Origin of the sequence: Streptomyces sp. NPDC048496, from assembly GCF_043200055.1 — a bacterium.
Taxonomy (GTDB): domain Bacteria; phylum Actinomycetota; class Actinomycetes; order Streptomycetales; family Streptomycetaceae; genus Streptomyces.
Genome location: NZ_JBICXB010000003.1, coordinates 252,223 through 275,798, shown reverse-complemented (window position 1 = coordinate 275,798; position 23,576 = coordinate 252,223). Strand labels below are relative to the sequence as shown.

The 23,576-nt window shown below is 71.0% G+C and carries 24 protein-coding genes; 10 read left to right on the top strand and 14 right to left on the bottom strand.

The window, feature by feature from the left end; all coding sequences use genetic code 11:
* Positions 1–262: 262 nt before the first annotated feature.
* Positions 263–1,408: a cystathionine gamma-synthase gene (locus ACGFSA_RS05620; protein ID WP_393300075.1), complete on the bottom strand. Its 1,146-nt coding sequence runs from the start codon at positions 1,406–1,408 to the stop codon at positions 263–265.
* 67 nt (positions 1,409–1,475) lie between these two features.
* Between ACGFSA_RS05620 and ACGFSA_RS05615 the strand changes: the two genes are divergently transcribed.
* The 3 genes from ACGFSA_RS05615 (at position 1,476) to ACGFSA_RS05605 (ending at position 3,927) form a co-directional block, all read left to right on the top strand.
* Entirely contained in the window at positions 1,476–2,579 is a 1,104-nt protein-coding gene (locus tag ACGFSA_RS05615) for a hypothetical protein (protein ID WP_393300072.1), read from the top strand.
* 244 nt (positions 2,580–2,823) lie between these two features.
* On the top strand, positions 2,824–3,489 hold the full coding sequence (gene msrA, locus ACGFSA_RS05610) for a peptide-methionine (S)-S-oxide reductase MsrA (protein ID WP_393300070.1): 666 nt from the start codon (positions 2,824–2,826) through the stop codon (positions 3,487–3,489).
* A gap of 81 nt (positions 3,490–3,570) precedes the next feature.
* Positions 3,571–3,927 carry a YrdB family protein gene (locus tag ACGFSA_RS05605; protein ID WP_393300295.1) on the top strand — a complete coding sequence of 119 codons (357 nt, stop codon included), beginning with the start codon at positions 3,571–3,573 and terminating at the stop codon, positions 3,925–3,927.
* A gap of 126 nt (positions 3,928–4,053) precedes the next feature.
* Here the strand turns inward: ACGFSA_RS05605 and gdhA are convergent, their stop codons facing one another.
* The 7 genes from gdhA to ACGFSA_RS05570 all read right to left on the bottom strand — a co-directional run bounded on the left by gdhA (position 4,054) and on the right by ACGFSA_RS05570 (position 9,982).
* On the bottom strand, positions 4,054–5,433 hold the full coding sequence (gene gdhA / locus ACGFSA_RS05600) for an NADP-specific glutamate dehydrogenase (protein ID WP_393300292.1): 1,380 nt from the start codon (positions 5,431–5,433) through the stop codon (positions 4,054–4,056).
* A gap of 270 nt (positions 5,434–5,703) precedes the next feature.
* Positions 5,704–5,874: a hypothetical protein gene (locus tag ACGFSA_RS05595; protein ID WP_393300067.1), complete on the bottom strand. Its 171-nt coding sequence runs from the start codon at positions 5,872–5,874 to the stop codon at positions 5,704–5,706.
* 107 nt (positions 5,875–5,981) lie between these two features.
* Positions 5,982–6,494, bottom strand: a complete 513-nt coding sequence (locus tag ACGFSA_RS05590; protein ID WP_393300064.1) for a hypothetical protein — start codon at positions 6,492–6,494, stop codon at positions 5,982–5,984.
* A gap of 237 nt (positions 6,495–6,731) precedes the next feature.
* Positions 6,732–7,415 (bottom strand): ABC transporter ATP-binding protein, encoded by a 684-nt coding sequence (locus tag ACGFSA_RS05585; protein WP_393300061.1) that lies wholly within the window; start codon positions 7,413–7,415, stop codon positions 6,732–6,734.
* Positions 7,416–7,459: 44 nt separating this feature from the next.
* A complete protein-coding gene (locus tag ACGFSA_RS05580; RefSeq protein ID WP_393300058.1) occupies positions 7,460–7,930 on the bottom strand; it encodes a hypothetical protein in 471 nt (156 codons plus the stop codon).
* Positions 7,931–8,137: 207 nt separating this feature from the next.
* On the bottom strand, positions 8,138–9,409 hold the full coding sequence (locus tag ACGFSA_RS05575) for an Ig-like domain-containing protein (protein ID WP_393300055.1): 1,272 nt from the start codon (positions 9,407–9,409) through the stop codon (positions 8,138–8,140).
* Between the two features lie 207 nt (positions 9,410–9,616).
* The gene (locus ACGFSA_RS05570) at positions 9,617–9,982 is read right to left on the bottom strand and encodes a hypothetical protein (RefSeq protein ID WP_393300289.1); all 366 of its coding nucleotides are present in this window, start codon (positions 9,980–9,982) and stop codon (positions 9,617–9,619) included.
* A 323-nt stretch (positions 9,983–10,305) separates the two neighbouring features.
* On the opposite strand from ACGFSA_RS05570, the gene ACGFSA_RS05565 reads away from it, so the two are divergent.
* A complete protein-coding gene (locus tag ACGFSA_RS05565) occupies positions 10,306–10,611 on the top strand; it encodes a hypothetical protein (protein WP_393300052.1) in 306 nt (101 codons plus the stop codon).
* A 156-nt stretch (positions 10,612–10,767) separates the two neighbouring features.
* Here the strand turns inward: ACGFSA_RS05565 and hutH are convergent, their stop codons facing one another.
* From hutH to ACGFSA_RS05540, 5 genes are all read right to left on the bottom strand, one after another.
* Positions 10,768–12,318: a histidine ammonia-lyase gene (hutH, locus tag ACGFSA_RS05560; protein WP_393300048.1), complete on the bottom strand. Its 1,551-nt coding sequence runs from the start codon at positions 12,316–12,318 to the stop codon at positions 10,768–10,770.
* Between the two features lie 90 nt (positions 12,319–12,408).
* On the bottom strand, positions 12,409–13,590 hold the full coding sequence (locus tag ACGFSA_RS05555; protein WP_393300045.1) for a diguanylate cyclase domain-containing protein: 1,182 nt from the start codon (positions 13,588–13,590) through the stop codon (positions 12,409–12,411).
* Between the two features lie 86 nt (positions 13,591–13,676).
* The gene (locus tag ACGFSA_RS05550) at positions 13,677–14,489 is read right to left on the bottom strand and encodes an enoyl-CoA hydratase/isomerase family protein (protein ID WP_393300041.1); all 813 of its coding nucleotides are present in this window, start codon (positions 14,487–14,489) and stop codon (positions 13,677–13,679) included.
* 70 nt (positions 14,490–14,559) lie between these two features.
* Positions 14,560–15,732, bottom strand: coding sequence for an adenylate/guanylate cyclase domain-containing protein (locus ACGFSA_RS05545; RefSeq protein ID WP_393300038.1), 1,173 nt, complete (start codon positions 15,730–15,732; stop codon positions 14,560–14,562).
* A 362-nt stretch (positions 15,733–16,094) separates the two neighbouring features.
* Positions 16,095–16,961 (bottom strand): biotin--[acetyl-CoA-carboxylase] ligase, encoded by an 867-nt coding sequence (locus ACGFSA_RS05540; protein ID WP_393300035.1) that lies wholly within the window; start codon positions 16,959–16,961, stop codon positions 16,095–16,097.
* A gap of 188 nt (positions 16,962–17,149) precedes the next feature.
* On the opposite strand from ACGFSA_RS05540, the gene ACGFSA_RS05535 reads away from it, so the two are divergent.
* From ACGFSA_RS05535 to ACGFSA_RS05520, 4 genes are all read left to right on the top strand, one after another.
* Positions 17,150–18,733 carry an acyl-CoA carboxylase subunit beta gene (locus tag ACGFSA_RS05535; protein ID WP_393300032.1) on the top strand — a complete coding sequence of 528 codons (1,584 nt, stop codon included), beginning with the start codon at positions 17,150–17,152 and terminating at the stop codon, positions 18,731–18,733.
* 14 nt (positions 18,734–18,747) lie between these two features.
* Complete coding sequence (locus ACGFSA_RS05530) at positions 18,748–18,954, top strand: acyl-CoA carboxylase subunit epsilon (RefSeq protein WP_358857825.1); 207 nt, start codon at positions 18,748–18,750, stop codon at positions 18,952–18,954.
* A gap of 128 nt (positions 18,955–19,082) precedes the next feature.
* On the top strand, positions 19,083–19,211 hold the full coding sequence (gene mmpB / locus ACGFSA_RS05525; RefSeq protein WP_393300029.1) for a morphogenic membrane protein MmpB: 129 nt from the start codon (positions 19,083–19,085) through the stop codon (positions 19,209–19,211).
* 111 nt (positions 19,212–19,322) lie between these two features.
* Positions 19,323–19,934 (top strand): nucleoside triphosphate pyrophosphatase, encoded by a 612-nt coding sequence (locus ACGFSA_RS05520; protein ID WP_393300026.1) that lies wholly within the window; start codon positions 19,323–19,325, stop codon positions 19,932–19,934.
* Positions 19,935–19,974: 40 nt separating this feature from the next.
* Here ACGFSA_RS05520 and ACGFSA_RS05515 read toward each other — a convergent pair whose 3' ends face one another.
* On the bottom strand, positions 19,975–20,445 hold the full coding sequence (locus ACGFSA_RS05515; protein ID WP_393300023.1) for a hypothetical protein: 471 nt from the start codon (positions 20,443–20,445) through the stop codon (positions 19,975–19,977).
* Between the two features lie 412 nt (positions 20,446–20,857).
* Between ACGFSA_RS05515 and ACGFSA_RS05510 the strand changes: the two genes are divergently transcribed.
* Together ACGFSA_RS05510 and ACGFSA_RS05505 are read left to right on the top strand one after the other, a co-directional pair.
* Positions 20,858–22,612: an acetyl/propionyl/methylcrotonyl-CoA carboxylase subunit alpha gene (locus tag ACGFSA_RS05510; RefSeq protein ID WP_393300020.1), complete on the top strand. Its 1,755-nt coding sequence runs from the start codon at positions 20,858–20,860 to the stop codon at positions 22,610–22,612.
* Between the two features lie 183 nt (positions 22,613–22,795).
* Positions 22,796–23,392, top strand: a complete 597-nt coding sequence (locus ACGFSA_RS05505; RefSeq protein ID WP_393300017.1) for a TetR/AcrR family transcriptional regulator — start codon at positions 22,796–22,798, stop codon at positions 23,390–23,392.
* Positions 23,393–23,576 lie beyond the last annotated feature (184 nt).

Below are 23,576 nucleotides of genomic sequence, written 5' to 3'. Positions count from 1 at the left end.
CCCCGACCAGCCGACACCCCGTGGAAACCACCCACCGAGGAGCAACCCCCCACGGCCCCCGCCCCGGGCCAACCCCGTTCCCGGACGCCCCGACCAGCCGACACCCCGTGGAAACCACCCACCGAGGAGCAACCCCCCACGGCCCCCGCCCCGGGCCAACCCCGTACCCGGACGCCCCGACCGGCCGGCACCCCGTGGAAACCACCCACCGAGGAGCAACCCCCCACAGCCCCCGCCCGGGCCAACCCCGTACCCGGACGCCCTAGCCGAGCGCCTGCGTCAGGTCGGCCAGCAGGTCGTCCGCGGACTCGATGCCGACGGAGAGGCGGACCAGGTCGGACGGCACCTCCAGGGCAGAGCCGGCCACGGAGGCGTGCGTCATCCGGCCCGGGTGCTCCACCAGCGACTCGACGCCGCCGAGCGACTCACCGAGCGTGAAGAGCTTGGTCCGGTTACAGACCTCGACCGCCGCCTCCTCGCCGCCCTGGACCCGGAAGGAGACCATGCCGCCGAACGCCTTCATCTGCTTGGCGGCGATCTCGTGCCCCGGGTGCTCCGGCAGCCCCGGGTAGAGGACCTGGGTGACCTTGGGGTGCCGGGTCAGCAGCTCGGCGACCTTGGCCGCGTTCTCGCTGTGCCGGTCCATCCGGACGGGCAGCGTCTTGATGCCACGCAGCACCAGCCAGGAGTCGAACGGTCCGGCGACCGCGCCCATCGCGTTCTGGTGGTACGCCAGTTCCTCGCCGAGCTCCGCGTCGGCGGCGATCAGCGCACCGCCGACGACGTCGGAGTGGCCGCCCATGTACTTGGTCAGGGAGTGCACGACGACGTCCGCGCCGAGTGCGATCGGCTGCTGCAGATAAGGGCTGGCGAACGTGTTGTCGACGACCAGCCGGGCACCCGCGGTGCGCGCCACCTCCGCGACCGCGGCGATGTCGGTGATGCCGAGCAACGGGTTGGACGGCGTCTCGACCCAGATGACCTTCGTACGGTCGTTGACCGCGGCCCGGACCGCCGCCGGGTCCGAGGTGTCCGCGACGGAGTAGTCGACGCCCCACCGCTTGACGACCTTGGCGAAGAGCCGGAAGGTGCCGCCGTAGGCGTCGTTCGGGATGACGACATGGGCGCCGGGGTGGAGCACCGTGCGCAGCAGGCAGTCCTCCGCCGCGAGCCCGGACGCGAAGGCGAGACCGCGGCGGCCGCCCTCGATGGCCGCGAGGTTCTCCTCCAGTGCGGTGCGCGTCGGGTTGGCGCTGCGGCTGTACTCGTAGCCGCCGCGCAGTCCGCCGACGCCGTCCTGCTTGTACGTGGACACCTGATAGATGGGCGGAACAACGGCGCCGGTGAGGGGATCGGCGGTGTTGCCCGCGTGGATCGCGAGGGTCTCGAAGCTCTGCTGGTCGCTCATGGGGCCCGAGCGTAGTTCGTCACAGGGGTGATCCACGGCCACTGCGCCGTCCGGGGACAATGGACGCATGGAGATTCTCTGGTTCCTGATCGCGCTGTGCATGCTCGCCGCGGCCCTCGGCCCCTTCGTGCTGCGTCGCCGCTCCGGTATCCGCCAGGTCGCGCCGGGCTCCCCCGACGCCGCCGACCCGGACACGTACGGCTTCGTGCGCCAGGAGCAGCTGGACATCCGGATGCCGGGCCCCGACCAGGACCTCCTCGATGTCCTCGATGTCGTGCAGCGCACCCAGGACTGGCGCGCCGCCTCTCAGTTGCTGGCGGGGACGCCGAAGGAGGGCGAGGTGCGGTGGCAGCGCGTGCAGGCGTTCGCCGGTGCCGCCTCGCTGGAGCTGCTGCAGGCGCCCGGGGTCGGTGGTGCGTGGCTGCGGTCGTGGCGCGCGGATTCGCCGAAGGACGCGGGCGGGGCCGCGGTGCACGCCGAGTTCCTGGTCCAGCAGGCATGGCGGTCCTCCTCCGCGGGGACGGACGACTTCCGGATCATCCTGGAGGAGGCGCGTACGGTCTGCGGCGAGGCGGCCCTGCTGGCGCCCGGCGACCCGGTCCCGTACATCGTCGAACTGGCCGTCGCGCGTGGACTCGGCTACTCCCACGAGCAGTTCGACCAGCTCTGGGCGAAGATCATCGACCGCGCGCCGGCGCACATGGGCGCGCACATCGCCGCGCTGCACTTCTGGTGCGAGAAGTGGCACGGCTCCCGCGAGGAGGCCGAGCGGTTCGCGACATCCGCCGCGGCCCGCGCCCCGCAGGGGTCGCTGCTGGCCGCGTTGCCGCTGTTCGCGGTGTACGAGCATCTGCCCGAGGTCAATCTGGTGCAGGGCTTCTACCGGGGCGTCGTGGTGACGAAGGCCGTCGAGGGCGCCTTGTTCGCGGTGCACGCGGCACGCCCCGACGACCCGATGCTCGCCCATGTCCGTCATCTGCTGGTGCTGTTCCTGGTCCGGATGGAACGCTGGGCGGAGGCGATGCACCAGCTCGTCCACATCGACGGGCACGTGGGCGCGCTGCCGTGGACGCAGAACCCCGACCCGGCCGCCGAGTACACGGTCTACCGGGCGCTGGCGGTCGCCGGGTACGAGGCGAACGGCGGCAGCCCGGCGGCACTGCCCCGGTGACGCGGGGCCGGTTCCCCCGCTGGTCTGCTGGCCGCCCGCCAGGACGAGCTGGACGGGATGCGCGGCTCCCTGCCGACCGAGCCGTCCTCCCCGTACGACTCGCATCCGCCGCGCGACTTCAGCGCCGCACAGGTCCTGGCGGCGGGCGGGAACTGACCGGTGCGACGTGGCGGGGGCGCCGGAATCCGCGGCGGCCCCGCCGCGTTGTACGGACTGCACACGCCTACCCCGGAGGAGCCCCCGCATGTTCCTGCACCGCCGCACCCCGCAGCTCCCCACCCCGGAGGAGGCCCTGCGCGGCCGCCCCACCCCCGAATTCACCGTCCCGTCCCGCCACACGGTCCTCGGCAATCCGCTGCTGGGCCCGTACCCGGACGGCCTGGAGGTCGCGGACTTCGCGCTGGGCTGTTTCTGGGGCGCCGAGCGCAAGTTCTGGCAGATGGACGGCGTCTGGACGACGCTCGCCGGCTACCAGGGGGGCTATACGGAGAACCCCTCGTACGAGGAGGTCTGCTCGGGCCTGACGGGGCACACGGAAGCGGTCCGCGTCGTCTTCGACCCGAAGATCGTCAGGTACTCCGAGCTGCTGAAGGTCTTCTGGGAGTCCCATGACCCGACGCAGGGCTTCCGCCAGGGAAATGACGTGGGTACGCAGTACCGGTCGGCGATCTACACCCACTCCCCCGAGCAGGAGGCGGCGGTGGCCGCGTCCCGCAAGGCGTACCAGAAGGTCCTGACGGCCTCCGGCCACGGCGAGATCACCACGGAGATCCTCCCGGCGGAGGGCCGCACGTTGTGGCCCGCTGAGGCATATCACCAGCAGTACCTCGACAAGAACCCGGCGGGCTACTGCGGGATCGGCGGGACGGGCGTATCGTGCCCGATCGGTGTCGCGCCCGCGGACGGCTGACCTGCCGCCCGTCGTCTCGCGGACCTGCCTGAGGAGGATTCCCGCCCGATGACGAGTGACGGCCTCGACAGCCTGGCCGCGATGCGCGGCCGCCCCTGGTTCATGGCCAACGAACTCCTGGCGTTCGTCGTCGAGTTGGCGGCGCTGGCGTGCCTGTCCTGGTGGGGCTTCACGGCCGGCGGCTCAGACGCTGCCCGGTGGCTGCTGGGGCTAGGAATGCCGGCGGTGGCCATCGTGCTGTGGGGGCTGTTCGCCGCTCCTCGCGCCCAAATCCGGCTTCCGCTGTGGGGCGTCCTGCTGGTGAAGGCGGTTGTGCTCGGCGGCGGGGTGTACGCGGTGTACCGCGTGGGTCATCCGGTGGCGGCGGCGGTGGCCGGCGTCGTGGTGGTCGTGAACACGGGGCTGGCAGAGTTCTTCCGGCGCCGGCCCGCGCGGTGACGCGGCTCTCAGGCCCTCTCGCGTTCGGATCACGCCGGGCTCGCGGGGCCCGATCCGAAGGGAAGGGCCCCGACGCCACCGGCCCGGCCGCGAGGCGGCCGGGCCGGTGGTGTGTACGGGGCGGGATCAGATGAGACCCTGCGCGAGCATCGCGTCCGCGACCAGTTCGAAGCCGGCGATGTTCGCGCCGACCACATAGTTGCCGGGGCTGCCGTAGCGCTCCGCCGTGGTGAAGCAGGAGTCGTGGATGTGGCGCATGATCTCCGCGAGCCGCTCCTCGGTGTGCGCGAAGGTCCATGAGTCGCGCGACGCGTTCTGCTGCATCTCCAGCGCGCTGGTGGCCACTCCGCCCGCGTTTGCTGCCTTGCCGGGGGCGAAGGCGACGCCCGCTTCCTGGAAGACCCGCACGGCCTCCGGGGTGGTGGGCATGTTGGCGCCCTCGGCGACCGCCTGCACCCCGTTGCGTACGAGCGTCAGCGCATCGGCCTCGTGGAGTTCGTTCTGCGTGGCACACGGCAGGGCCACGTCGCAGGGGACGTTCCACACGCCCGTACCGGCGACGAAACGGACATGCGCGCCGCGCCGCTGCGCGTACTCCGAGACCCGGCCGCGACCGGCCTCCTTGATCTCCTTGAGCAGGGCGAGGTCGATGCCCTTCTCGTCGACGACGTAGCCGCCGGAGTCGGAGCACGTCACCACGGTCGCGCCGAGCTGCTGGGCCTTCTCGATCGCGTAGATCGCGACATTGCCGGAGCCCGACACGACGACCCGCCGGCCGTCGAGGGATCCGCCCCGGCTCCTGAGCATCTCGTCGGTGAAGAGCACACAGCCGTAGCCGGTGGCCTCGGTGCGCGCCTGGGCACCGCCCCAGCCCAGGCCCTTTCCGGTGAGCACACCGGACTCGTACCGGTTGGTGATCCGCTTGTACTGGCCGAACAGGTAGCCGATCTCGCGGCCGCCGACGCCGATGTCACCGGCCGGGACGTCCGTGTACTCGCCCAGATGACGGTGGAGTTCGGTCATGAACGACTGGCAGAACCGCATGACCTCGGCGTCGGAGCGGCCCTTCGGGTCGAAGTCGGCGCCGCCCTTGCCACCGCCGATCGGCATGCCGGTGAGAGCATTCTTGAAGATCTGCTCGAATCCGAGGAACTTCACGATGCCGAGGTCGACCGAGGGGTGGAAGCGCAGCCCGCCCTTGTACGGTCCCAGGGCGCTGGAGAACTCGACCCGGAAGCCGCGGTTCACATGGATGTCGCCGGAGTCGTCCGACCACGGCACGCGGAAGATGAGCTGACGCTCCGGCTCGCAGATCCGCTCGATGATCCGGGCGTCCACGAACTCCGGTCGCTGCGCCAGGACCGGGCCGAGCGTCTCAAGGACTTCCCGTACCGCCTGATGGAACTCGCTCTCGCCCCGATTGCGCCGCAGGACCTCCGCGTACAGCGGCTCGATGACACGGATCTCGGCTGCGTGCGGCTCCGAGGAAACAGGGGTGGCCGGCATCTGATCAAGACCTTCCATGGGTCGGCAACGTGCGCGAAGGCGCCCCCGTCCCCAGGGGCACCGCCGGTCCCCCTCCCCATTGAGGACGTCACCCAGACATCGTGAGAAGCGCACTCACCAATGCGACGTACAGGACCGCTGTGACGTATCGATTGTCCCAGGGAAGCCGCAATATCCTCGGCCGCATCCACATACTGAGCCCTCCCGAGCCTTCCGGCACCGGGGATGTGGCGCAATCCGCACCGGATGCGGCCGGTCTGGGCGGAGGGATCAGGCTTCCTCGTGCCTGTCCCGCAGCATCCACAGCCGCACGCCGGACGCGAGGACGACCGCGCCCGAGACGATGCTCAGGGCGATGTGCAGCCCGGTGTCGTCCATCAGGTTGAGGCCGACATTGGCGACGACTGCGAGACAGAGCACGAGCCAGAGCAGCGGCTTCATGGGGGTTCCCTCCGTGGTTGATCCGACGTGATCCATTCTCCAGGGCGGGGCGCGCCGCAACGAGGGACCCGTCCCCCGGAACGGGGGTGTAGCCAGCTACACCCGGCTCAGTCGGTGATGCCCAGGTCCTTCCGCATCAGCTCCCGCATCGTGTCGAGGAACGGACTCGCCGCCCTCAGGTTCTCCAGGATGCGGGCCACGGTCTCGCCGTCGCGGGCGAGCCCCCGGTCCAGGCGTTTGACGGCCCCGTCGGCGTTCGCGAGGACCTGGTTGAGGTCGCGGGAGGCCTGCAGGATCCGCTCCGGGACGATCATCTGCGCCTCGGCGTAGCGGTCGCGGTGGTCGAGGCGGGCCTCTTCGAGCTGGGTGCGCTCCTGCTCCGCATAGACGCCGTCCCTGATCCGGTGCAGGGCGTCCTTGAGGAGTGTGTGGAACTGCCGGGAGGCCCGGTTCATGGCCGTGTACTGGGCGCGCCGCTCCTCGAACCTCCGCCGCGTGTCGGCCAGTTCGGCCTCCGCCTGGCGCTCCCGCGCGCTCATCCGCTGCGCGAGCATCGGCGCGAACAGGGTGCCGAGCACACCGACGACTGCGGTGATCATGGCGGTGATGGCAGCGGTCATGACTGCGAGATTAATGCGATGAGCGAACGGGCGCGGGCGTGATGATGCCATGGCACCGCTTACGCGGCCGCGTACCGGACCACCCACGGAACCATTAACGCCAGGCAGGGGCAACAGCGTTGGCGCCGTCGCCCCTGTCCGGCAGGCCGGTGTGCCCGGCCGGTGTGCCCGTGCGTCACACGTCCACGTCCGTACGCCACCTTCGTCGTCCGTACGCCACACCTTGGCGCCCGTACGTCAGGCCGCCGCGTTCTCCGTGATCGTGACGCGGCCCTTGCGGATGGTCGCCAGCCGCGGCGCCCTGCGGGCGATCGCGCTGTCGTGGGTGACCATGATGAAGGTCAGCCCGTGCTCCTTCCACATCGTCTCCAGCACCTCCATGACCTCGTCGCGCATCGATTCGTCGAGGTTGCCGGTGGGCTCGTCGGCGAGCAGCACCTTCGGCTGCTTGACCAGGGCCCGTGCGATCGCCACACGCTGCTGCTGCCCGCCGGACATCTCGCTCGGGAGGTGTCCGAGCCGTTCGCCGAGTCCGACGGAGTCCAGCGCCTGGGCGGCCCGCCTGCGCCGCTCCGCGGGCCTGCCGCCGAGCGGGACGAGCGCCGTCTCGACGTTCTCCTGCGCGGTCAGTGTCGGGATGAGGTTGAAGCTCTGGAAGACGAAGCCGATGTTCTGCGCGCGCACCTTGGTGAGCTTGGCCTCGCTGAGCTTCGCGAGGTCCACACCGTCGAGTTCGACGCTGCCGGCCGTCGGACGGTCCAGACCGCCGAGCATCTGCAGCAGCGTGGACTTGCCGCCGCCGGTGGGGCCCTGGATGACCAGGCGGCCGCCGTCCTCGATGGTCAGATCGACGCCGGCGAGCGCATCGACGGTGGACTTGCCGCGGGTATAGCGCTTGGTGACGCCGCTGAGCGTGTACATGGGTCAACTCCTGCTGGGCTGAAAGGGGTGGGCTCGCGGGCGGGCTATTCGACGCGGCGCAGCGCGTCCGCGGGTCGCAGCCGGGAGGCCCGCCAGCCGCCGAACGCGCCGGCGATCAGCCCGCCCGCCACGGCCAGCACGACGGCGATGAGGATGGTGGAGAGGGAGACGGGCGCGGTCAGCGCGATGTCGAGGGACTTGGCCGCCGTCTGCCGGACGGGGCCGCCGGGGCCGCCGACCATGCCGCCACCGCCGCCCGAGCCACCGAGTTGCGCGGTGAGGGTGGGGCTGATGGCCGTCACGATGTACGCGCCGGTCAGACCGACCGCGATGACCGTCATGTCCGTACCGAGGCCGTACAGCGACTCCAGGACCTTGTCCTGGGCCTTGCTCATGCCGGAGGAGACCGAGCTGACGATGATGACCAGCGCAATACCCAGGGCGAGCCCCGAGGCGACGACCAGCGCCGCCTTTCTGCGGCGGCGCAGCTCGCGCCGGAGGTAGGTGAAGAACATGACGCGACGCTATGGATCGGTGGTGATGGCGGGTTGAGGCCGCCATGAGATCCGGATGAGAACGCTTCCGGACGACGAAGGCGGCGGCACCGGGGATCCGAGGGGATCCGGGGTGCCGCCGCCTTGCGTACGTACGCGGCGTCGGGGATTGCGCGGGTACGCGGTCGAGCGTGGGATACGGAGGGCGTCCGGGGACGCCCGCCGGGGTCAGGCTGCGGAGCTTGCCTGCCAGTCGGCCCAGCTCATGTTCCAGCCGTTGAGGCCGTTGTCGGGGGTGATGGTCCTGTCCGGGGAGTTCTTGACGATGACCACGTCGCCGACGAGCGAGTTGTTGTAGAACCACGCGGCGGGCTGGTTGGCGTCGCCCGCACCCTTGACGTCGGGGAGGCCGACGCAGCCGTGGCTGGTGTTGGCGCTGCCGAAGACCGACCGCGCGCCCCAGTAGTTGCCGTGGATGAACGTGCCCGACGAGGACAGCCGCATGGCGTGCGGCACGTCCTTGATGTCGTACTCGCCCTTGCCGTCGGCGTCGGTGAAGCCGACCGTCGCACCGTTCATCCGGGTCTCCTTGAACTTCTCGGAGATCACCATCTGACCGTTGTACGTCGGGTTGGCCGGGGAACCGGCCGAGATCGGGATCGTCTTGATCGTCTTGCCGTTCTGGGTGACGGTCATCATCTTCGTGCTGGCGTCGACCGTCGAGACCTGGTTGCGGCCGACCTTGAAGGTGACCGTCTTCTGCTGCACACCGAAGACGCCGTTCGAGCCCTCGACGCCGTCCAGCGCCAGCTTCAGCGTGACGGTGGAGCCGCCCGTCCAGTACTGCTCGGGGCGCAGGTCCAGACGCTGTGAGTTGAACCAGTGGCCGACGACCTGCTGGCCGCTGCTGGACGTTACGGTGATCCCGGCCTGGACGGCCTTCTGGTTCGTGATCGGCTTGTTGAAGTTGATCGAGACCGGCATGCCGACGCCGACCGTGGAGCCGTCCTCGGGGGTGAAGTTCCCGATGAAGCTGTTGGCGGGCGACACGGTGGTGAACGAGGAGTTCTCGTGAGCCTCGCGGCCCTTCGAGTCCTTCGCCGTCGCGTTGATCTTGTACGTGGTCGAGCGCTCCAGCTGCCCGTTCGGCTGCCAGCTCATGCCGTCGGCCGCCAGGGTGCCCTGGACGCTCGCGCCGGCCGCCGTGGTCATGGTGACCTCGGTCAGTTTGCCCTTGGCCACGGTGACCTTGGCGTCGTTGTTGATGCTGGCGTTGGTCGCGCCGTTCTTCGGCGAGATCGCTATCTGCGCCTCCGAAGCGTCCTGGGCCGCCGCCTTGTCGACCTCTGCCGCCTGCGACTTCTTCGAGCTCTCGGCGCTGTTGCCGCCCTTGTCGCCGCCGTCGCTGCAGCCGGTGAGCACCAGAACGCCGCCCAGCAGTGCGGACGCGGCCATCAGGCCCCTGCGTCGTTTGCTGTCCGTCATCACACGCTTCTCCATCGTTGCCGTATCCCCCATACCCCGCGCAGAGCCGCCGGCCGGCGGTACCCCGTCAATGTTCCAGAACACCCGGGAAGGGGCCCTCCGTTCCGCATCCGTCAAAGATGTGGGGAACACCACTCATCGACGCAGCCGTGGCAGCTGTGGTTCCAGGGGCCGGACACCTGGTGGCCCCGGCCCACCGGAAACGGGCCGGGGCCGGTGTGTTCACCGGCTGGACCGCTGTTCCCCGTCGTCGTCCTCCCTATTGTGCGCGACGTCGTCGCCGTCCTCGTCGCCGTCGCCATAACCCTCGTCCTCGTCGTCGAGGTCCCAGGCGTCCGGTTCCTCGGGGTCGTAGTCGATGGTCTCGCTGGTCCAGGAGGCCTGGGCCAGCTCGACCCCCGGCACCTCGCCGACCAGATCGAACGGGTCGATGAGGGAGGCGATGGCCTCCGCACCGTCTTCCCGTACCGCGGACTCGGCATACATGCGTTCCTCGGCCGACTCGCCGCCGGGCTCGCCGTACTCGGCGGCGATGCTCTCCAGTGCCGTACCGCTGAGGGCGTCCGCGTCTGTGATCTCCAACACCATCTCCACGCGAAGACGAACAAACCGTGATGTCTCTGAAGTGCTCATACGCCGGAGCGTAGGGCCAAGGGCTCCCCCGGCTTCCCCGCGACCCGCTGCTTTCATTAGCATCGGCGCACCCGGCCAGGCCCTGTCCTGCCGGTCTTCATGGATCAGCCCGACGCGGCGTCCGGTGCGGCGCATCGCAAGGCGGAGGATCGTCCTCGTACTGGACGTACGTGGGCGACTGACGACAACGCAGCGAGGTGCCGTGCCAGGCGTTCCGGGCCCACGAAGACCGGCAGGACAGGACCTGACTCACTGCTGTCACAAGGGGGATCGATCCCGTGGCCATGGCCCGCCGTCCGCTCCTGACCGCCACCGCGGCGGCCACGCTGCTGTGCGCCCTGTGGTTCGTCCCGTCGGCCAACGCGACGGACGATGCCGACGGTGCAGCCGGTGCGCCGAGCAGACCGGCGGTCACGAACGCCGGTGACGAGGCGCCCGGGCCGGCGCTCGCCGAGACCGGGGCCGGGGTCGACACCACCCCGTATCTGATCGGTGGCACAGCGTTCCTGGCCATCGGCGCAGCGTTCGTCGCCCACTCCGGGCGCCGCGCGGGCGCCTTGTCCTCGATCGCCGGACGGGCTTGAGGGACAGGCCCGTCCGGCGGATCCGCCGGACGCCCCCAGGGGGTGCCCGCAAGGTGTCGCCGTCGACTTGAAGCAGGGCGCCGGGATTCCCGAGCAGCGGAGCCACTTGGGAATCCCGGCAACTCTGCGGGCCGGGCGGGACTTTGCGGACGCGCTCTACGCCAGTGCCCCGGTGACCGGCTCCACCGCGGCCACCAGCTTCCCGCTCCGCACGAACGCGTCCGCGGCAGCCAGATCCGGCGACAGGAACCGGTCCGGGCCGGGCCCCTCGACGCCGGCCGCCCGCAGCGCCTCGATCGCGGCGAGGGACGCGGGCGCCGGGGCGAGCCCCTGGGCGGCGCGCAGTTCGATGGCGCGGGTCGCCGCGTACAGCTCGACGGCGACGATCCGGCCGAGGTTCTCCACCGCGGTACGGAGCTTGCGCGCCGCCGACCAGCCCATGGAGACGTGGTCCTCCTGCATCGCGGAGGACGGGATCGAGTCCGCCGACGCCGGGACCGCGAGCCGCTTCATCTCGCTGACCAGGGCGGCCTGCGTGTACTGGGCGATCATCAGACCCGAGTCGACACCGGCGTCGTCGGCGAGGAACGGCGGCAGCCCGTGCGAACGGTTCTTGTCCAGCAGCCGGTCCGTGCGGCGCTCGGTGATCGAGCCGAGGTCGGCGGCGACGATCGCCAGGAAGTCGAGTACGTACGCCACCGGGGCGCCGTGGAAGTTGCCGTTGGACTCGACGCGGCCGTCCGGCAGGACGACGGGGTTGTCGACGGCGGAGGCCAGCTCGCGGTCGGCGACGATCCCGGCGTACGCGAGGGTGTCCCGCCCGGCGCCGTTGACCTGGGGCGCGCACCGCACGGAGTAGGCGTCCTGGACGCGCGGCGCGTCGTCCTGGTGATGACCGGTGAGGCCGGACCCGGACAGCACCCGCAGCATGTTGTCGGCGCTGACGCCCTGGCCCGGGTGCGGGCGGATGGCGTGCAGCTCCGGGGCGAGGACCTTCTCCGTGCCGAGCAGTGCCTCCAGGCTGAGCGCGGCGGTGATGTCGGCAGAGGTGTAGAGGTTCTTCAGGTCGGCGAGGGCCATCACGAGCATGCCGAGCATGCCGTCGGTGCCGTTGAGGAGGGCGAGGCCCTCCTTCTCGCGCAGTTCGACGGGGGCGATGCCGTGCGCGGCGAGGAGCTCACCGGCCGGACGCACGACACCGTCGGGGCCCTCGGCGTCGCCCTCGCCCATCAGCGTCAGGGCGCAGTGCGAGAGGGGTGCCAGGTCGCCGGAGCAGCCGAGCGAGCCGTACTCGTGCACGACGGGGGTGATGCCCGCGTTCAGTACGTCGGCCATGGTCTGGGCAACCTCGGGGCGTACGCCGGTGTGGCCGGAGCAGACCGTCTTCAGGCGCAGGAACATCAGCGCCCGCACGACCTCGCGCTCGACGCGCGGGCCCATCCCGGCCGCGTGCGATCGGACGATGTTGCGCTGGAGCTGGGCCCGCAGGTCGGGGCTGATGTGCCGGCTGGCGAGCGCGCCGAAGCCGGTGGAGACGCCGTAGACCGGCTCGGGCTTGGCGGCCAGCGCGTCCACGATCTCGCGGGCGGCGGCGAGTGCGCTGACTGCGGCTGCGGAGAGCTCGACGCGGGCTCCCGCGCGAGCCACGGCGATGACGTCCTCTGCGGTGGTACCGGACGTCCCCACCACGACTGTGTGCATATCCATATTCAGAAGCGTACGGACTGAAACTCTCCATGTCACTAGTGGTCGTTCGGTTGACCCCTTACCGATCACGATCGTGGTTCCGCGCGAGCGCTACGGACGGCTGCCGCGCAGCCGACGGCGGTCATGAGCGGACTTCGGCGGCGAGTCGGCCAGCCTGATGACCTCGCCGTCCCGCCCCGCCACCACCGGTTTCGTCGAGCGGGCCGCCTTCGCCCGGTACTGGGCGGCGTCCGCCAACCGGAAGAGCCGCCGGGCCGAGACCACCGGACCGATCGGGTCACCGGTCGACGCGATCCCGCAGGCGACCCCCTCGCCGTGCTCCAACCCCGATGCCCGGTCGCAGAGTTCGGTGGCCACCCGGATCACCTCGTCCGCCTCGGATCCCACGGCGAGCAGACAGAACTCGTCACCGCCGAGCCGGGCCGCGAGCGCGCCCGGCAGCATCGCGCCACACCGCGACAGCACCGAGCCGAAACGTTCCAGCAGCCGGTCGCCGACCGCGTGGCCAAGCGTGTCGTTGACCCCCTTCAGGCCGTTCAGGTCGCAGACGACCAGGCTGACCACCGAGCCGTCGGCATCGTGCCGTTCCACCGCCTCGTCGAGCCGCGCATCGACGAGGCGACGGTTGGCCAGCCCGGTCAGCGGGTCGGTGAAGGCGAGCCTGCGGACCTCTTCGAGGCGCTCGGTCTGGGAGATCCCGGCGGCGACGACGGCGGCCAGCACGGTCGCGAAGTCCGCGTCCTCCCGCCCGAACACCGGCGCCCCCACCGGTCGCGCCACATAGAGCTCACCCCAGGCCCGCCCGTGCAGCACGATCGGCGCGACCACACAGCAGCCGCGCCGGCGGCGCCGCAGAGCCGCCACGCGCTGATGGCGGTAACCGCTCCCGCGCCCGCCCGCACCCGCCGATTTCACGTCGGACGCGACACCGCCCTCGCCGACCCGCCCGTCGGCCGTCTCCACCCAGGCGTCCGGTTCACCGCCCCCCGCCCACCGCTCGTGCAGGAACTCGGTGATCTCCGGGAACTCGTGCACCGGGTACATCTCCTCGTCGGGGAACTCCTCCTCCCCCTCGGCCCGTTCACCCGCGTTCACCAGCACCCGGAGCCGTCCCGGCCCGCGCTCCCACACGGAGAGCGCGGCGAAACTGCCGCCCAACGCCTCGCACGCCCCCAACGCGGCCGCCCGCCAGGACTCGCGCGGGGTATGCGCCGCAGCCATCGACTGCGCAAGCGATACGACGGCCCGTAGCCGAACATCCTCACCACCCATCGTTACATCGTATGTAGATCTGTGGTGATTTGATCAATTTGAAGCCGGGAATCGCCTGCTCTGCGGGTCGGAGCCACGACGTACCGTTACTCGCCGGGCCAGTTCGGCTTCCGCTTCTCGTTGAACGCGGCCACGCCCTCGGTCCGGTCCCCGGAGAAGGCCACCGAGCGCCAGGCCGCGTCCTCCACTTCCAGTCCGGCCCGCAGATCGAGCCCGTGTCCGAGCCGCAGCGCACGCTTCGCAGCGCGCAGACCCACCGGCGAGTTGGCCGCGATCCGCCCGGCGAGCGCGAGCGCCTGCGTCCGGTCCTCCCCGGCCTCCACCAGCTCGTCGACGAGGCCCAACTCCCTTGCCTCCGCGGCCTCCACCCGCCGGGCGGTGAAGACCAGTTCGGCGGCGCGCGCCGCCCCGATCCGGCGCGGCAGCAACTGGGTGCCGCCGCCCCCCGGGATGACGCCGACCGACACCTCCGGCAGTCCCACGACGGCGGTCCGGTCGGCGACGATCAGATCGCAGGAGAGAGCCAGCTCGAATCCGCCGCCGAGGGCGAACCCGTGCACGGCGGCGACCGTCGGCATCGGCAGGTCGAGGACGCCGGTGTAGGCGGCGCGGGCAGTGGGCCGCTGCCGCACCAGCTCGGCATCGGTGAAGGAGTTCCGCTCCTTGAGGTCCGCGCCCACACAGAAGGCGCGCTCGTGGCTGGAGGTGAGAACGGTGACCCGTACGGCGGGGTCGGCGGCGAGCGCCGCACAGGCGGCACCGATCGAGCGGGCCATGTCCGTGGACACGGCGTTCATGGCCTTGGGCCGGTCCAGAACCAGTTCGGCGACATGGTCCTGGCCCTCATGGACCCGTACGACAACGAACTCCCCGAACCGCTGCTCGGACGTGACGGTCATGACTGCACCCCTCCGGTTAACGAGCGTTACCGGAGGGATCCTAGGTCCTGAGCGTGCCCCGGGGCGCGGGTCAGGACGTACCGCGCCGGGCCAGCAGCCACGGCTCCACCACGCCGAGCCCACGCACCGGCCGCTGCCACATCGGCTGCAGCCCGTACCGGTACTTCGGCACGGCCGGCGGCTCCATGCCGTCCTCGCGCTCCTTCTCGGCCGCCGCGGCCTCCTCCGCCGCCTGCGCCTCGGAGGCCGGGGCGTCGCCCGTACGCGTCAGCTCCTCCGCGAACGCGCCGTCCACCAGCACGGCGTCCTTGGGCGCTATCGAGGTGAGCCGGCTGGCGAGGTTCACCGTCGTGCCGAAGACATCGCCCATCCGGGTCGTGACGGTGCCGAACGCGATGCCGACGCGCAGCGCGGGCATCGTCTCGTCCTGGGACATCGCCTCTATCAGGCGCAGCGCGATCTCAGCCGCCGTGCCCGCGTCGTCGGCGGCGAAGAGGACCTCGTCACCGAGGGTCTTGATGAGCCGGCCGCCGTGCGCGGCGACCAGGTCGGCGCAGGTCGTCTCGAACGACTCGACCAGCTCGCCGAGCTGCTCCTCCTCCAGCCGCCGGGTCAGCCGAGTGAAGCCGACCAGGTCCGCGAAGCCGACGGCGAGCCTGCGGTCCACCATCTCGTCGTCGTCGGCCGCCTGCACCACCCGGCCGGTCGCGGCGGCGAGCTGGCGGCGCCAGACATAGATGAGGAACTCCTCCAGCTCCGGCAGGAGCAGCTCCACCAGGGGATACGTGACCTCGGTGCGGGTCATGCCGGGCTCGGGCGGCTCGGTCAGCCCCTCCAGGAAGGAATCGATCTGCCATTCGGCCAGCCGGGCGGTGGTCTGTCCGGTGGACCGGGCGACCTGCACCGCCATGGGCTCGCTGAGCAGCCCCGCCTCCACGAGTCCGGCGAGCCGCCGCAGCGCCAGCACGTCCGCCTCGGTGAGCGCCTTCGCCTGCCCGATGTCGGCGAACCCCATGGCCCGCCAGAACCGCGACGCCAGGTCCATCGAGACACCGGCGGTACGGGCCGCCTGGAACGGGGTGTAGCGGCGGTCGGCCCCCAGGATCAGCTGTTCCAGCCGGATCGCGAGGGGATCGTCGGTCGGTTCCGCCGTGTGGTCGACTTCGTGATGCGGCGTCGCGTGGACCGAGGGTTCCGGTGGGGGCTCCGCGCCCGCGCCGGAGCTCGTGTCGTCGACGGTCACCAGCCGCCTCCTGCCCGTTCCCTGCGCACTGCCCTGCCGATCTGTCGGTGGATCGCCTCAACGATACGGCAGGTGTGCGCTACCTCACTAAATCAGGGCACCCGGGTACGGGGCCGGCCCGGGCCGGGGGCGTGGGGGGCTGCTCCCCGGTGGGTGGTTTCCACGGGGACGACGGCCGGATCGGGCACCCGGGTACGGGGCCGGCCCGGGCCGGGGGCGTGGGGGGCTGCTCCCCGGTGGGCGGTTTCCACGGGGACGACGGCCGGATCGGGCACCCGGGTACGGGGCCGGCCCGGGCCGGGGCGCCCACATGCCGTCCCCGCCGCGCGGCGGGGGCCACCGGTGGGCGCCCCGGTCAGGCACTAGGCGAGGCCGCCCTCCGCGCCCCTCAGGTGGACGATGTCGCCCGCCGACACGGGTTCCTGGAGGCCCTCGTCGGTGGACAGGATCAGGCGGCCGTCACCGTCGATCGCCACCGCCTCACCGGTGAGGGAGCGGTCGCCGGGGAGCTGGGCGCGTACCGTCCGCCCCAGCGTCGCGCAGCCCGCCGCGTACGCCGCCTGGAGGCCGCTCTCCGCCGCGTCGCCGTCGACCGCGCGCCATTCCCCGTACCAGTGCTCCAGCGAGCGCAGCACGCCCCGCAGCAGCGTCTCCCGGTCGGTGGAGACCGCTCCGGCCAGGGCGAGAGAGGCGGCCGTGGGGACGGGGAGTTCGTCCGCGTGCAGGGAGACGTTGATGCCGATACCGACCACGACGCCGTTCGCGGCGCGCTCGGCCAGGATGCCGCCCGCCTTCCGCTCCTCGCCCGCCACCGTGACCAGCAGGTCGTTCGGCCATTTCAGCGCCATGTCGACGCCCGCCGCCTTTGCCAGGCCGGTCGCCGCCGCGACACCCGCGAGCAGCGGCAGCCAGCCCCAGCGATGGACCGGTACGCCGTCGCCGGGGGTCAGGTAGACGGAGAAGAACAGGCCGGAGCGGGCGGGCGCCGTCCAGGTCCGGTCGAGGCGGCCTCGGCCCGCGGTCTGTTCCTCGGCGATCAGGACCGTGCCCTCGGTGAGTTCCGCGGCCCGTCCCGCGAGGTCGGAGTTGGTGGAACCGATCGTGTCCACGACGTCGAGCGAGGTCCACAGTCCGCCCGGCCGCAGCAGTCCGCGGCGCAGCGCGGGGACGTTCAGGGGCGGCCGGTCCAGGTCCGACCAGCGGTTCTGTGACGCATCCGGAGGTGTCATGCAAGCCACCCTAGGTGTGGCAAACGACGCACTGCCGAACGGTATCCGCGCCGATACGCTACGGATCAGTAGCCATTCAGCACCTTCGACGGCTGGCCGCCCGGCCGTCCTCGCGCACCCGGCCGCGCACGCAGCCGTAGAACGCACCAGTCAGTCGTCCCCGTGACCAGGCAGGGAGCCGCCACCCGATGTCCGAGCCGGAAGAGATCGACATCCACACCACCGCGGGCAAGATCGCGGACCTGCAGCGCCGTATCGACGAGGCGACCCATGCCGGTTCCGCACGCGCGGTCGAAAAGCAACACGCCAAGGGCAAGTTGACCGCCCGCGAGCGGGTCGCTCTCCTGCTCGACGCGGGCTCCTTCGTGGAGCTCGACGAATTCGCCCGGCACCGCTCCACCGACTTCGGGATGGAGAAGAACCGCCCCTACGGCGACGGTGTGGTCACCGGCTACGGCACGGTCGACGGCCGCCCGGTGGCGGTGTTCTCCCAGGACTTCACGGTCCTGGGCGGCTCCCTGGGCGAGGTCTTCGGCCAGAAGATCATGAAGGTGATGGACTTCGCGCTGAAGACCGGCTGCCCGGTCATCGGCATCAATGACTCCGGCGGCGCCCGTATCCAGGAGGGCGTCATGGCCCTCGGCATGTACGGGGAGATCTTCCGCCGCAACACCCATGCCTCCGGGGTGATCCCGCAGATCTCGCTGGTCGTCGGCCCGTGCGCGGGCGGCGCGGTCTACTCCCCCGCGATCACCGACTTCACGGTGATGGTGGACCAGACCTCGCACATGTTCATCACCGGGCCCGATGTCATCAAGACGGTCACCGGTGAGGACGTCGGCTTCGAGGAGCTGGGCGGCGCCCGCACGCACAACACGACCTCGGGTGTGGCGCATCACATGGCGGGTGACGAGAAGGACGCCATCGAGTACGTCAAGTCGCTGCTGTCCTACCTCCCGTCGAACAACCTCTCCGAGGCGCCCGCCTTCCCGGAGGAGGCGGATCTCACGGTGACCGACGAGGACCGTGAGCTCGACACCCTCATCCCGGACTCGGCGAACCACCCGTACGACATGCACACCGCCATCGAGCATGTGCTGGACGACGGCGAGTTCCTTGAGACGCAGGCCCTGTTCGCGCCGAACATCATCACCGGCTTCGGGCGTGTCGAGGGCTACCCCGTCGGCATCGTCGCCAACCAGCCGATGCAGTTCGCGGGTTGTCTGGACATCAACGCGAGTGAGAAGGCCGCACGCTTCGTCCGTACCTGCGACGCGTTCAACGTGCCCGTGCTGACCTTCGTCGACGTCCCCGGCTTCCTGCCCGGCGTCGACCAGGAGTACGGCGGCATCATCCGGCGCGGCGCCAAGCTGATCTACGCGTACGCGGAGGCGACCGTCCCGCTGATCACGGTGATCACCCGCAAGGCGTTCGGCGGCGCGTACGACGTCATGGGCTCCAAGCATCTGGGCGCCGACATCAATGTCGCCTGGCCGACCGCGCAGATCGCGGTGATGGGCGCGCAGGGTGCGGTGAACATCCTGCACCGCCGCACCATCGCGGCCGCCGAGGATCAGGAGGCGACCCGCGCCGAGCTGCTGGCCGACTACGAGGACGCGCTGCTCAACCCGTACGTGGCGGCCGAACGCGGCTACGTGGACGCGGTGATCATGCCGTCCGACACCCGGGCACACGTGGTGAAGGGGCTGCGCCAGCTGCGGACGAAGCGGGAATCGCTGCCCCCGAAGAAGCACGGCAACATCCCCCTCTAGAAAGGGTCCTGACCATGATCAAGGTCGTACGGGGCAACCCGACCCCGGAGGAGCTGGCTGCCGCACTGGCAGTGGTCCAGGCGCGCGCCGCGGCGACGGCCGCTGTGTCGTCCGGCGCGCCCGCGCTGCCCGAGCGGTGGTCCGACCCGGGCCGCATAGCCCGCCGGGAGCGCCACCGGCCCGGCCCGCGGGCCTGGGCGCGGACGTACTGGCCGGGGTAACCGTCCGGCCGCACGGCGGAGGCCCGGAACCCGCCGTGCGGCCGCGGAACGATCCGGTGCACACGCACCAGGGCGCCTGAGTACCCGTACTCAGGCGCCGCGGGGGCGGCCGCAGCAGGATCGGGATCATGCTGTGGTCCGACCCCGAGAACAAGCCCCCGAAAGAGCTGCGCGACGCCCAGGACATGATGCGGCGTGTGTGGCTGGTGCTTGCGCTCGCCATGGTCGTCACGATGCTGGCGCTGGGCACACGCTGACGCCGTGGGCGCCCGGTGCCGCGGCGTGCGCCAGAGTCGCGGGCGCTCGGTACCGCGGCGTGCGCCGGGGCCGTGGATGCGTGGTACTGCGGCGCGCCGGGCCCTTCTACGATGGCCGGTATGACTGATCAGCGCCGTCTCGTGCTCGCCTCCGCCTCTCCCGCCCGTCTCGGTCTGCTGCGCCAGGCCGGCCTCGCACCCGAGGTGATCGTCAGCGGTGTGGACGAGGACGCGTTGACCGCCCCGACGCCGGGCGAGCTCGCACTCGTTCTCGCCGAGGCGAAGGCCGCCGCCGTGGCCGGCCGTCCGGAGGCCGCGGGGGCCCTGGTCATCGGGTGCGACTCGGTCCTCGAACTCGACGGCGAGGCGCTCGGGAAGCCGGCCGACAGCGAGGACGCCACCGCCCGCTGGAAGTCCATGCGCGGCCGGTCGGGGATCCTGCAGACCGGCCACAGCGTGATCGACACGGCGACCGGGCGTACGGCGTCCGCGACGGCGTCCACCGTCGTCCGGTTCGGTGAGCCCACGGATGCCGAGATCGCCGCCTACGTCTCCTCGGGCGAGCCGCTCCATGTCGCGGGCGCCTTCACTCTGGACGGGCGCTCGGCACCGTTCATCGACTCCATCGAGGGCGACCACGGCAATGTCATCGGGCTCTCACTGCCGCTGCTGCGCCGACTCCTGGGCGAACTGGGTTTCTCCGTCACCGACTTGTGGGTCTGACGCGCACGGCTGACGCGCACGGGCGGGTCACGCGGGCGGGTCACGCGGGCGCCGGAGCACCCTGTTCGGCGCCGCCGCCGTTCCCGTCCGGCTCGCCGTCGTGCTTCTCGCGCACGGTCCCGTACGCCACCAGAGTCAGCACGATCAGTCCGAGCACGACCATCATGAAGGCGAACGCGGTCCAGCCGACCAGCCCCACGGTCAGCGCGCCCAGCACCCCGTGCACCACGGCGCAGCTGATCAGGGCGAACCGGCCGACCCGGCCGGGGGCGCGGTCACGGATGCCGGTCACCAGCAGGACGAGACCGCACAGCAGCAGATAGAGGCCGGCGACGCCGCCCATCGCCCACGCTCCGGCGGACATGGCGGCGGGATCGAGCCCCGCCAGTGACATCTCCTGGTTGTCGACCACCGTCGCCAGGATGCCGTTGACGAGCACCATGCCCGCGGCTTCCACGAACAGCACGATCGCGGCCACGAAGGCCACCGGTCTGCGCACCACGGCGCTCACCCCCTGTTACCTGCAGTACGTGCGATAGCGCGGACCCTACTAACGGGTAATCCTTCGGACAAGAGTTCAGACCGCCCTGCCTCCCTCTTTCCGCACCCGGACACGGATCACACTCGGCACACGAACTCCGCGTTGTCGCGCCCCTCGTGCGTCGCGCAAAGAAAACCCCGCCCGTTAGTAGGTACTCCACAAAGAAACGCCACGAGCCGGCGCTCCTGTGAACAGAGACCCGGACCACACCTCGTGGCTACTATGCGGTCATGAAACCCGGCGTACCGTGGTGCCACAAGGGATTTCGCGCTTCGAGCAGGCCTCGAATCACGCTCCGTGTGGGCAAGCTCACCAATGGGGACGGGTCGTAAGGCCGTGTCGGTAGTCCCTAAACTCAGCTTGTTTCAAGGAGGGAGCCATCGTGCGCAAGGTGCTCATCGCCAACCGTGGCGAAATTGCTGTCCGTGTTGCTCGGGCGTGCCGGGATGCCGGGATCGGGAGCGTGGCCGTCTACGCCGACCCGGACCGGGACGCTCTGCATGTACGTGCGGCCGACGAGGCATTCGCTCTGGGCGGTGACACACCGGCCGCCAGCTACCTGGACATGGCCAAGGTGCTGCAGGCTGCCGAGGACTCGGGGGCGGACGCGATCCACCCGGGCTACGGCTTCCTGTCGGAGAACGCCGAGTTCGCCCAGGCCGTGCTGGACGCCGGGCTGACGTGGATCGGTCCGCCGCCGCAGGCGATCCGGGACCTGGGCGACAAGGTCGCAGCCCGGCACATCGCGCAGCGTGCCGGTGCGCCGCTGGTCGCCGGCACCCCGGACCCGGTGTCGGGTTCCGCGGAGGTCGTGGCGTTCGCCGAGCAGCACGGGCTGCCGATCGCGATCAAGGCGGCGTTCGGCGGCGGCGGCCGCGGGCTGAAGGTGGCCCGGACACTGGAGGAGATCCCGGAGCTGTACGACTCCGCGGTCCGCGAGGCGGTCGCGGCGTTCGGGCGCGGGGAGTGCTTCGTGGAGCGCTACCTCGACAAGCCGCGGCACGTGGAGACGCAGTGCCTGGCCGACAGCCACGGCAATGTCGTCGTCGTGTCGACCCGTGACTGCTCGCTGCAGCGCCGCCACCAGAAGCTGGTGGAGGAGGCTCCCGCGCCGTTCCTGTCCGAGGCGCAGAACGCGGAGCTGTACGCGGCGTCGAAGGCGATCCTGAAGGAGGCCGGGTACGTCGGTGCGGGCACCGTGGAGTTCCTGGTCGGTACGGACGGCACGATCTCGTTCCTGGAGGTCAACACCCGTCTCCAGGTCGAGCACCCGGTCACCGAGGAGGTCACCGGTCTCGACCTGGTCCGCGAGATGTTCCGGATCGCGGACGGCGAGAAGCTCGGTTACGACGACCCGGCGGTACGCGGACACTCGTTCGAGTTCCGGATCAACGGTGAGGACCCGGGTCGCGGCTTCCTGCCCGCCCCCGGCACGGTGACGGTGTTCGCGCCGCCGACCGGTCCGGGTGTCCGCCTGGACGCGGGCGTCGAGTCCGGCTCGGTCATCGGCCCCGCCTGGGACTCGCTGCTGGCGAAGCTCATCGTGACCGGTGCGACGCGTGAACAGGCTCTGCAGCGGGCGGCGCGCGCACTGGCCGAGTTCAACGTCGAGGGCATGGCCACCGCGATCCCGTTCCACCGCGCGGTCGTCGTCGACCCGGCGTTCACCAGCGACCCGTTCCGCGTCCACACCCGCTGGATCGAGACCGAGTTCGTCAACGAGATCAAGCCCTTCGCCACCCCCGCCGACGCGGAGGCGGAGGAGGAGGTGGGCCGCGAGACGGTCGTCGTCGAGGTCGGCGGCAAGCGACTCGAGGTCTCCCTGCCCTCGTCACTGGGCATGAGCCTGGCCCGCACCGGACTCGCGGCGGGCGCCAAGCCCAAGCGCCGCGCGGCGAAGAAGACCGGCTCCGCGGTCTCCGGCGACACCCTCGCGTCCCCGATGCAGGGCACGATCGTCAAGATCGCCGTCGAGGAGGGCCAGGCGGTCAACGAGGGCGATCTGATCGTCGTCCTGGAGGCCATGAAGATGGAACAGCCCCTCAACGCGCACCGCGCCGGCACGATCAAGGGTCTGGCCGCGGAGGTCGGCGGCTCGGTCTCGTCCGGCGCCGTGATCTGCGAGATCAAGGACTGATCCACGGAGCCGTCCCGGGGCCCCTGCGGAGTCGTACGAACGACTCCGCAGGGGCCCTTGCCGTCTGTCGGCGCCGTCCCGGTGCCGCGGCGGGGTTCCGGGCCGGTCCCCGGCCGGCGGCGGAGGCCTACGTTGACGCAATGGCATCCTGGACCCCGGGGGCGGAAAAGGGAGGACTGCGCAATGGCGATGAGCACGGCACAGACGCCGGGCCGGCCCATGCGCGCCGATGCGCGCCGCAACTACGACCGGTTGCTGTGCGAGGCCCGTACGGCGTTCGCGGAGCACGGCACCGATGCCTCGCTGGAGGACATCGCGCGCCGGGCGGGCGTGGGGATCGGCACGCTGTACCGGCACTTCCCGAACCGGCACGCGCTGATGAGTGCGGTGTTCCAGGAAGCGGTCGCCTCGCTGCTCGCCCGCTCCCACGAGCTGGCGAAGGCGGATCCGTGCGGGGGCCTGGTGGACTGGCTCGGCGCGATCATCACCCATGCGGGCGAGTACCGCGGACTCGCGCAGGCACTCATGTCGACGTCACGGGACGAGACTTCGGCCCTGTCCGACTGCAACGTGCCGCTGCGCGAGGCGGGGGCACGGCTGCTCGCACGGGCGCAGGAGAGTGGGACGGTACGGGCGGACGTGTCGATCGGCGACCTGATGCAGCTGACGAATGCGATCGCGCTGGCGGCGGAGCAGGCGCCGGAGGATCCGGCGCTGGCCGGGAGACTGCTGACACTGACGTTGCAGGGGCTGAAGGGGCCGCGGGCGACGGCGGGCTGAGACTGCTCCTCAATCGCCGGAGGGGCCGGGTTCCGTCGGCCCCATCAAGCCCGTCCGGCAGGTGAGCGCTGGGGTCGGGGCAGTGCCCCGATGGACTCACGGCTTCCCCCACGACAGGGAGTGCGCTCCCGACGCCCTGCGACTCCTCCCCCAAGCGATCGGCTTCGCTCAAGCAGGGAGGGGC

Coding starts and splice junctions, on each gene's coding strand:
- ACGFSA_RS05595 (WP_393300067.1), bottom strand. CDS start 5,874: ATGAAGCCGCTGCTCTGGCTCGTGCTCTGTCTCGCAGTCGTCGCCAAT.
- ACGFSA_RS05585 (WP_393300061.1), bottom strand. CDS start 7,415: ATGTACACGCTCAGCGGCGTCACCAAGCGCTATACCCGCGGCAAGTCC.
- ACGFSA_RS05530 (WP_358857825.1), top strand. CDS start 18,748: ATGATCAAGGTCGTACGGGGCAACCCGACCCCGGAGGAGCTGGCTGCC.
- ACGFSA_RS05580 (WP_393300058.1), bottom strand. CDS start 7,930: ATGTTCTTCACCTACCTCCGGCGCGAGCTGCGCCGCCGCAGAAAGGCG.
- gdhA (WP_393300292.1), bottom strand. CDS start 5,433: ATGCCGGCCACCCCTGTTTCCTCGGAGCCGCACGCAGCCGAGATCCGT.
- ACGFSA_RS05505 (WP_393300017.1), top strand. CDS start 22,796: ATGGCGATGAGCACGGCACAGACGCCGGGCCGGCCCATGCGCGCCGAT.
- mmpB (WP_393300029.1), top strand. CDS start 19,083: ATGCTGTGGTCCGACCCCGAGAACAAGCCCCCGAAAGAGCTGCGCGAC.
- msrA (WP_393300070.1), top strand. CDS start 2,824: ATGTTCCTGCACCGCCGCACCCCGCAGCTCCCCACCCCGGAGGAGGCC.
- ACGFSA_RS05520 (WP_393300026.1), top strand. CDS start 19,323: ATGGCCGGTATGACTGATCAGCGCCGTCTCGTGCTCGCCTCCGCCTCT.
- ACGFSA_RS05615 (WP_393300072.1), top strand. CDS start 1,476: ATGGAGATTCTCTGGTTCCTGATCGCGCTGTGCATGCTCGCCGCGGCC.
- ACGFSA_RS05540 (WP_393300035.1), bottom strand. CDS start 16,961: ATGACACCTCCGGATGCGTCACAGAACCGCTGGTCGGACCTGGACCGG.
- ACGFSA_RS05620 (WP_393300075.1), bottom strand. CDS start 1,408: ATGAGCGACCAGCAGAGCTTCGAGACCCTCGCGATCCACGCGGGCAAC.
- ACGFSA_RS05590 (WP_393300064.1), bottom strand. CDS start 6,494: ATGACCGCTGCCATCACCGCCATGATCACCGCAGTCGTCGGTGTGCTC.
- ACGFSA_RS05550 (WP_393300041.1), bottom strand. CDS start 14,489: ATGACCGTCACGTCCGAGCAGCGGTTCGGGGAGTTCGTTGTCGTACGG.
- ACGFSA_RS05605 (WP_393300295.1), top strand. CDS start 3,571: ATGCGCGGCCGCCCCTGGTTCATGGCCAACGAACTCCTGGCGTTCGTC.
- ACGFSA_RS05575 (WP_393300055.1), bottom strand. CDS start 9,409: ATGGAGAAGCGTGTGATGACGGACAGCAAACGACGCAGGGGCCTGATG.
- ACGFSA_RS05570 (WP_393300289.1), bottom strand. CDS start 9,982: ATGGTGTTGGAGATCACAGACGCGGACGCCCTCAGCGGTACGGCACTG.
- ACGFSA_RS05555 (WP_393300045.1), bottom strand. CDS start 13,590: ATGGGTGGTGAGGATGTTCGGCTACGGGCCGTCGTATCGCTTGCGCAG.
- ACGFSA_RS05535 (WP_393300032.1), top strand. CDS start 17,150: ATGTCCGAGCCGGAAGAGATCGACATCCACACCACCGCGGGCAAGATC.
- hutH (WP_393300048.1), bottom strand. CDS start 12,318: ATGGATATGCACACAGTCGTGGTGGGGACGTCCGGTACCACCGCAGAG.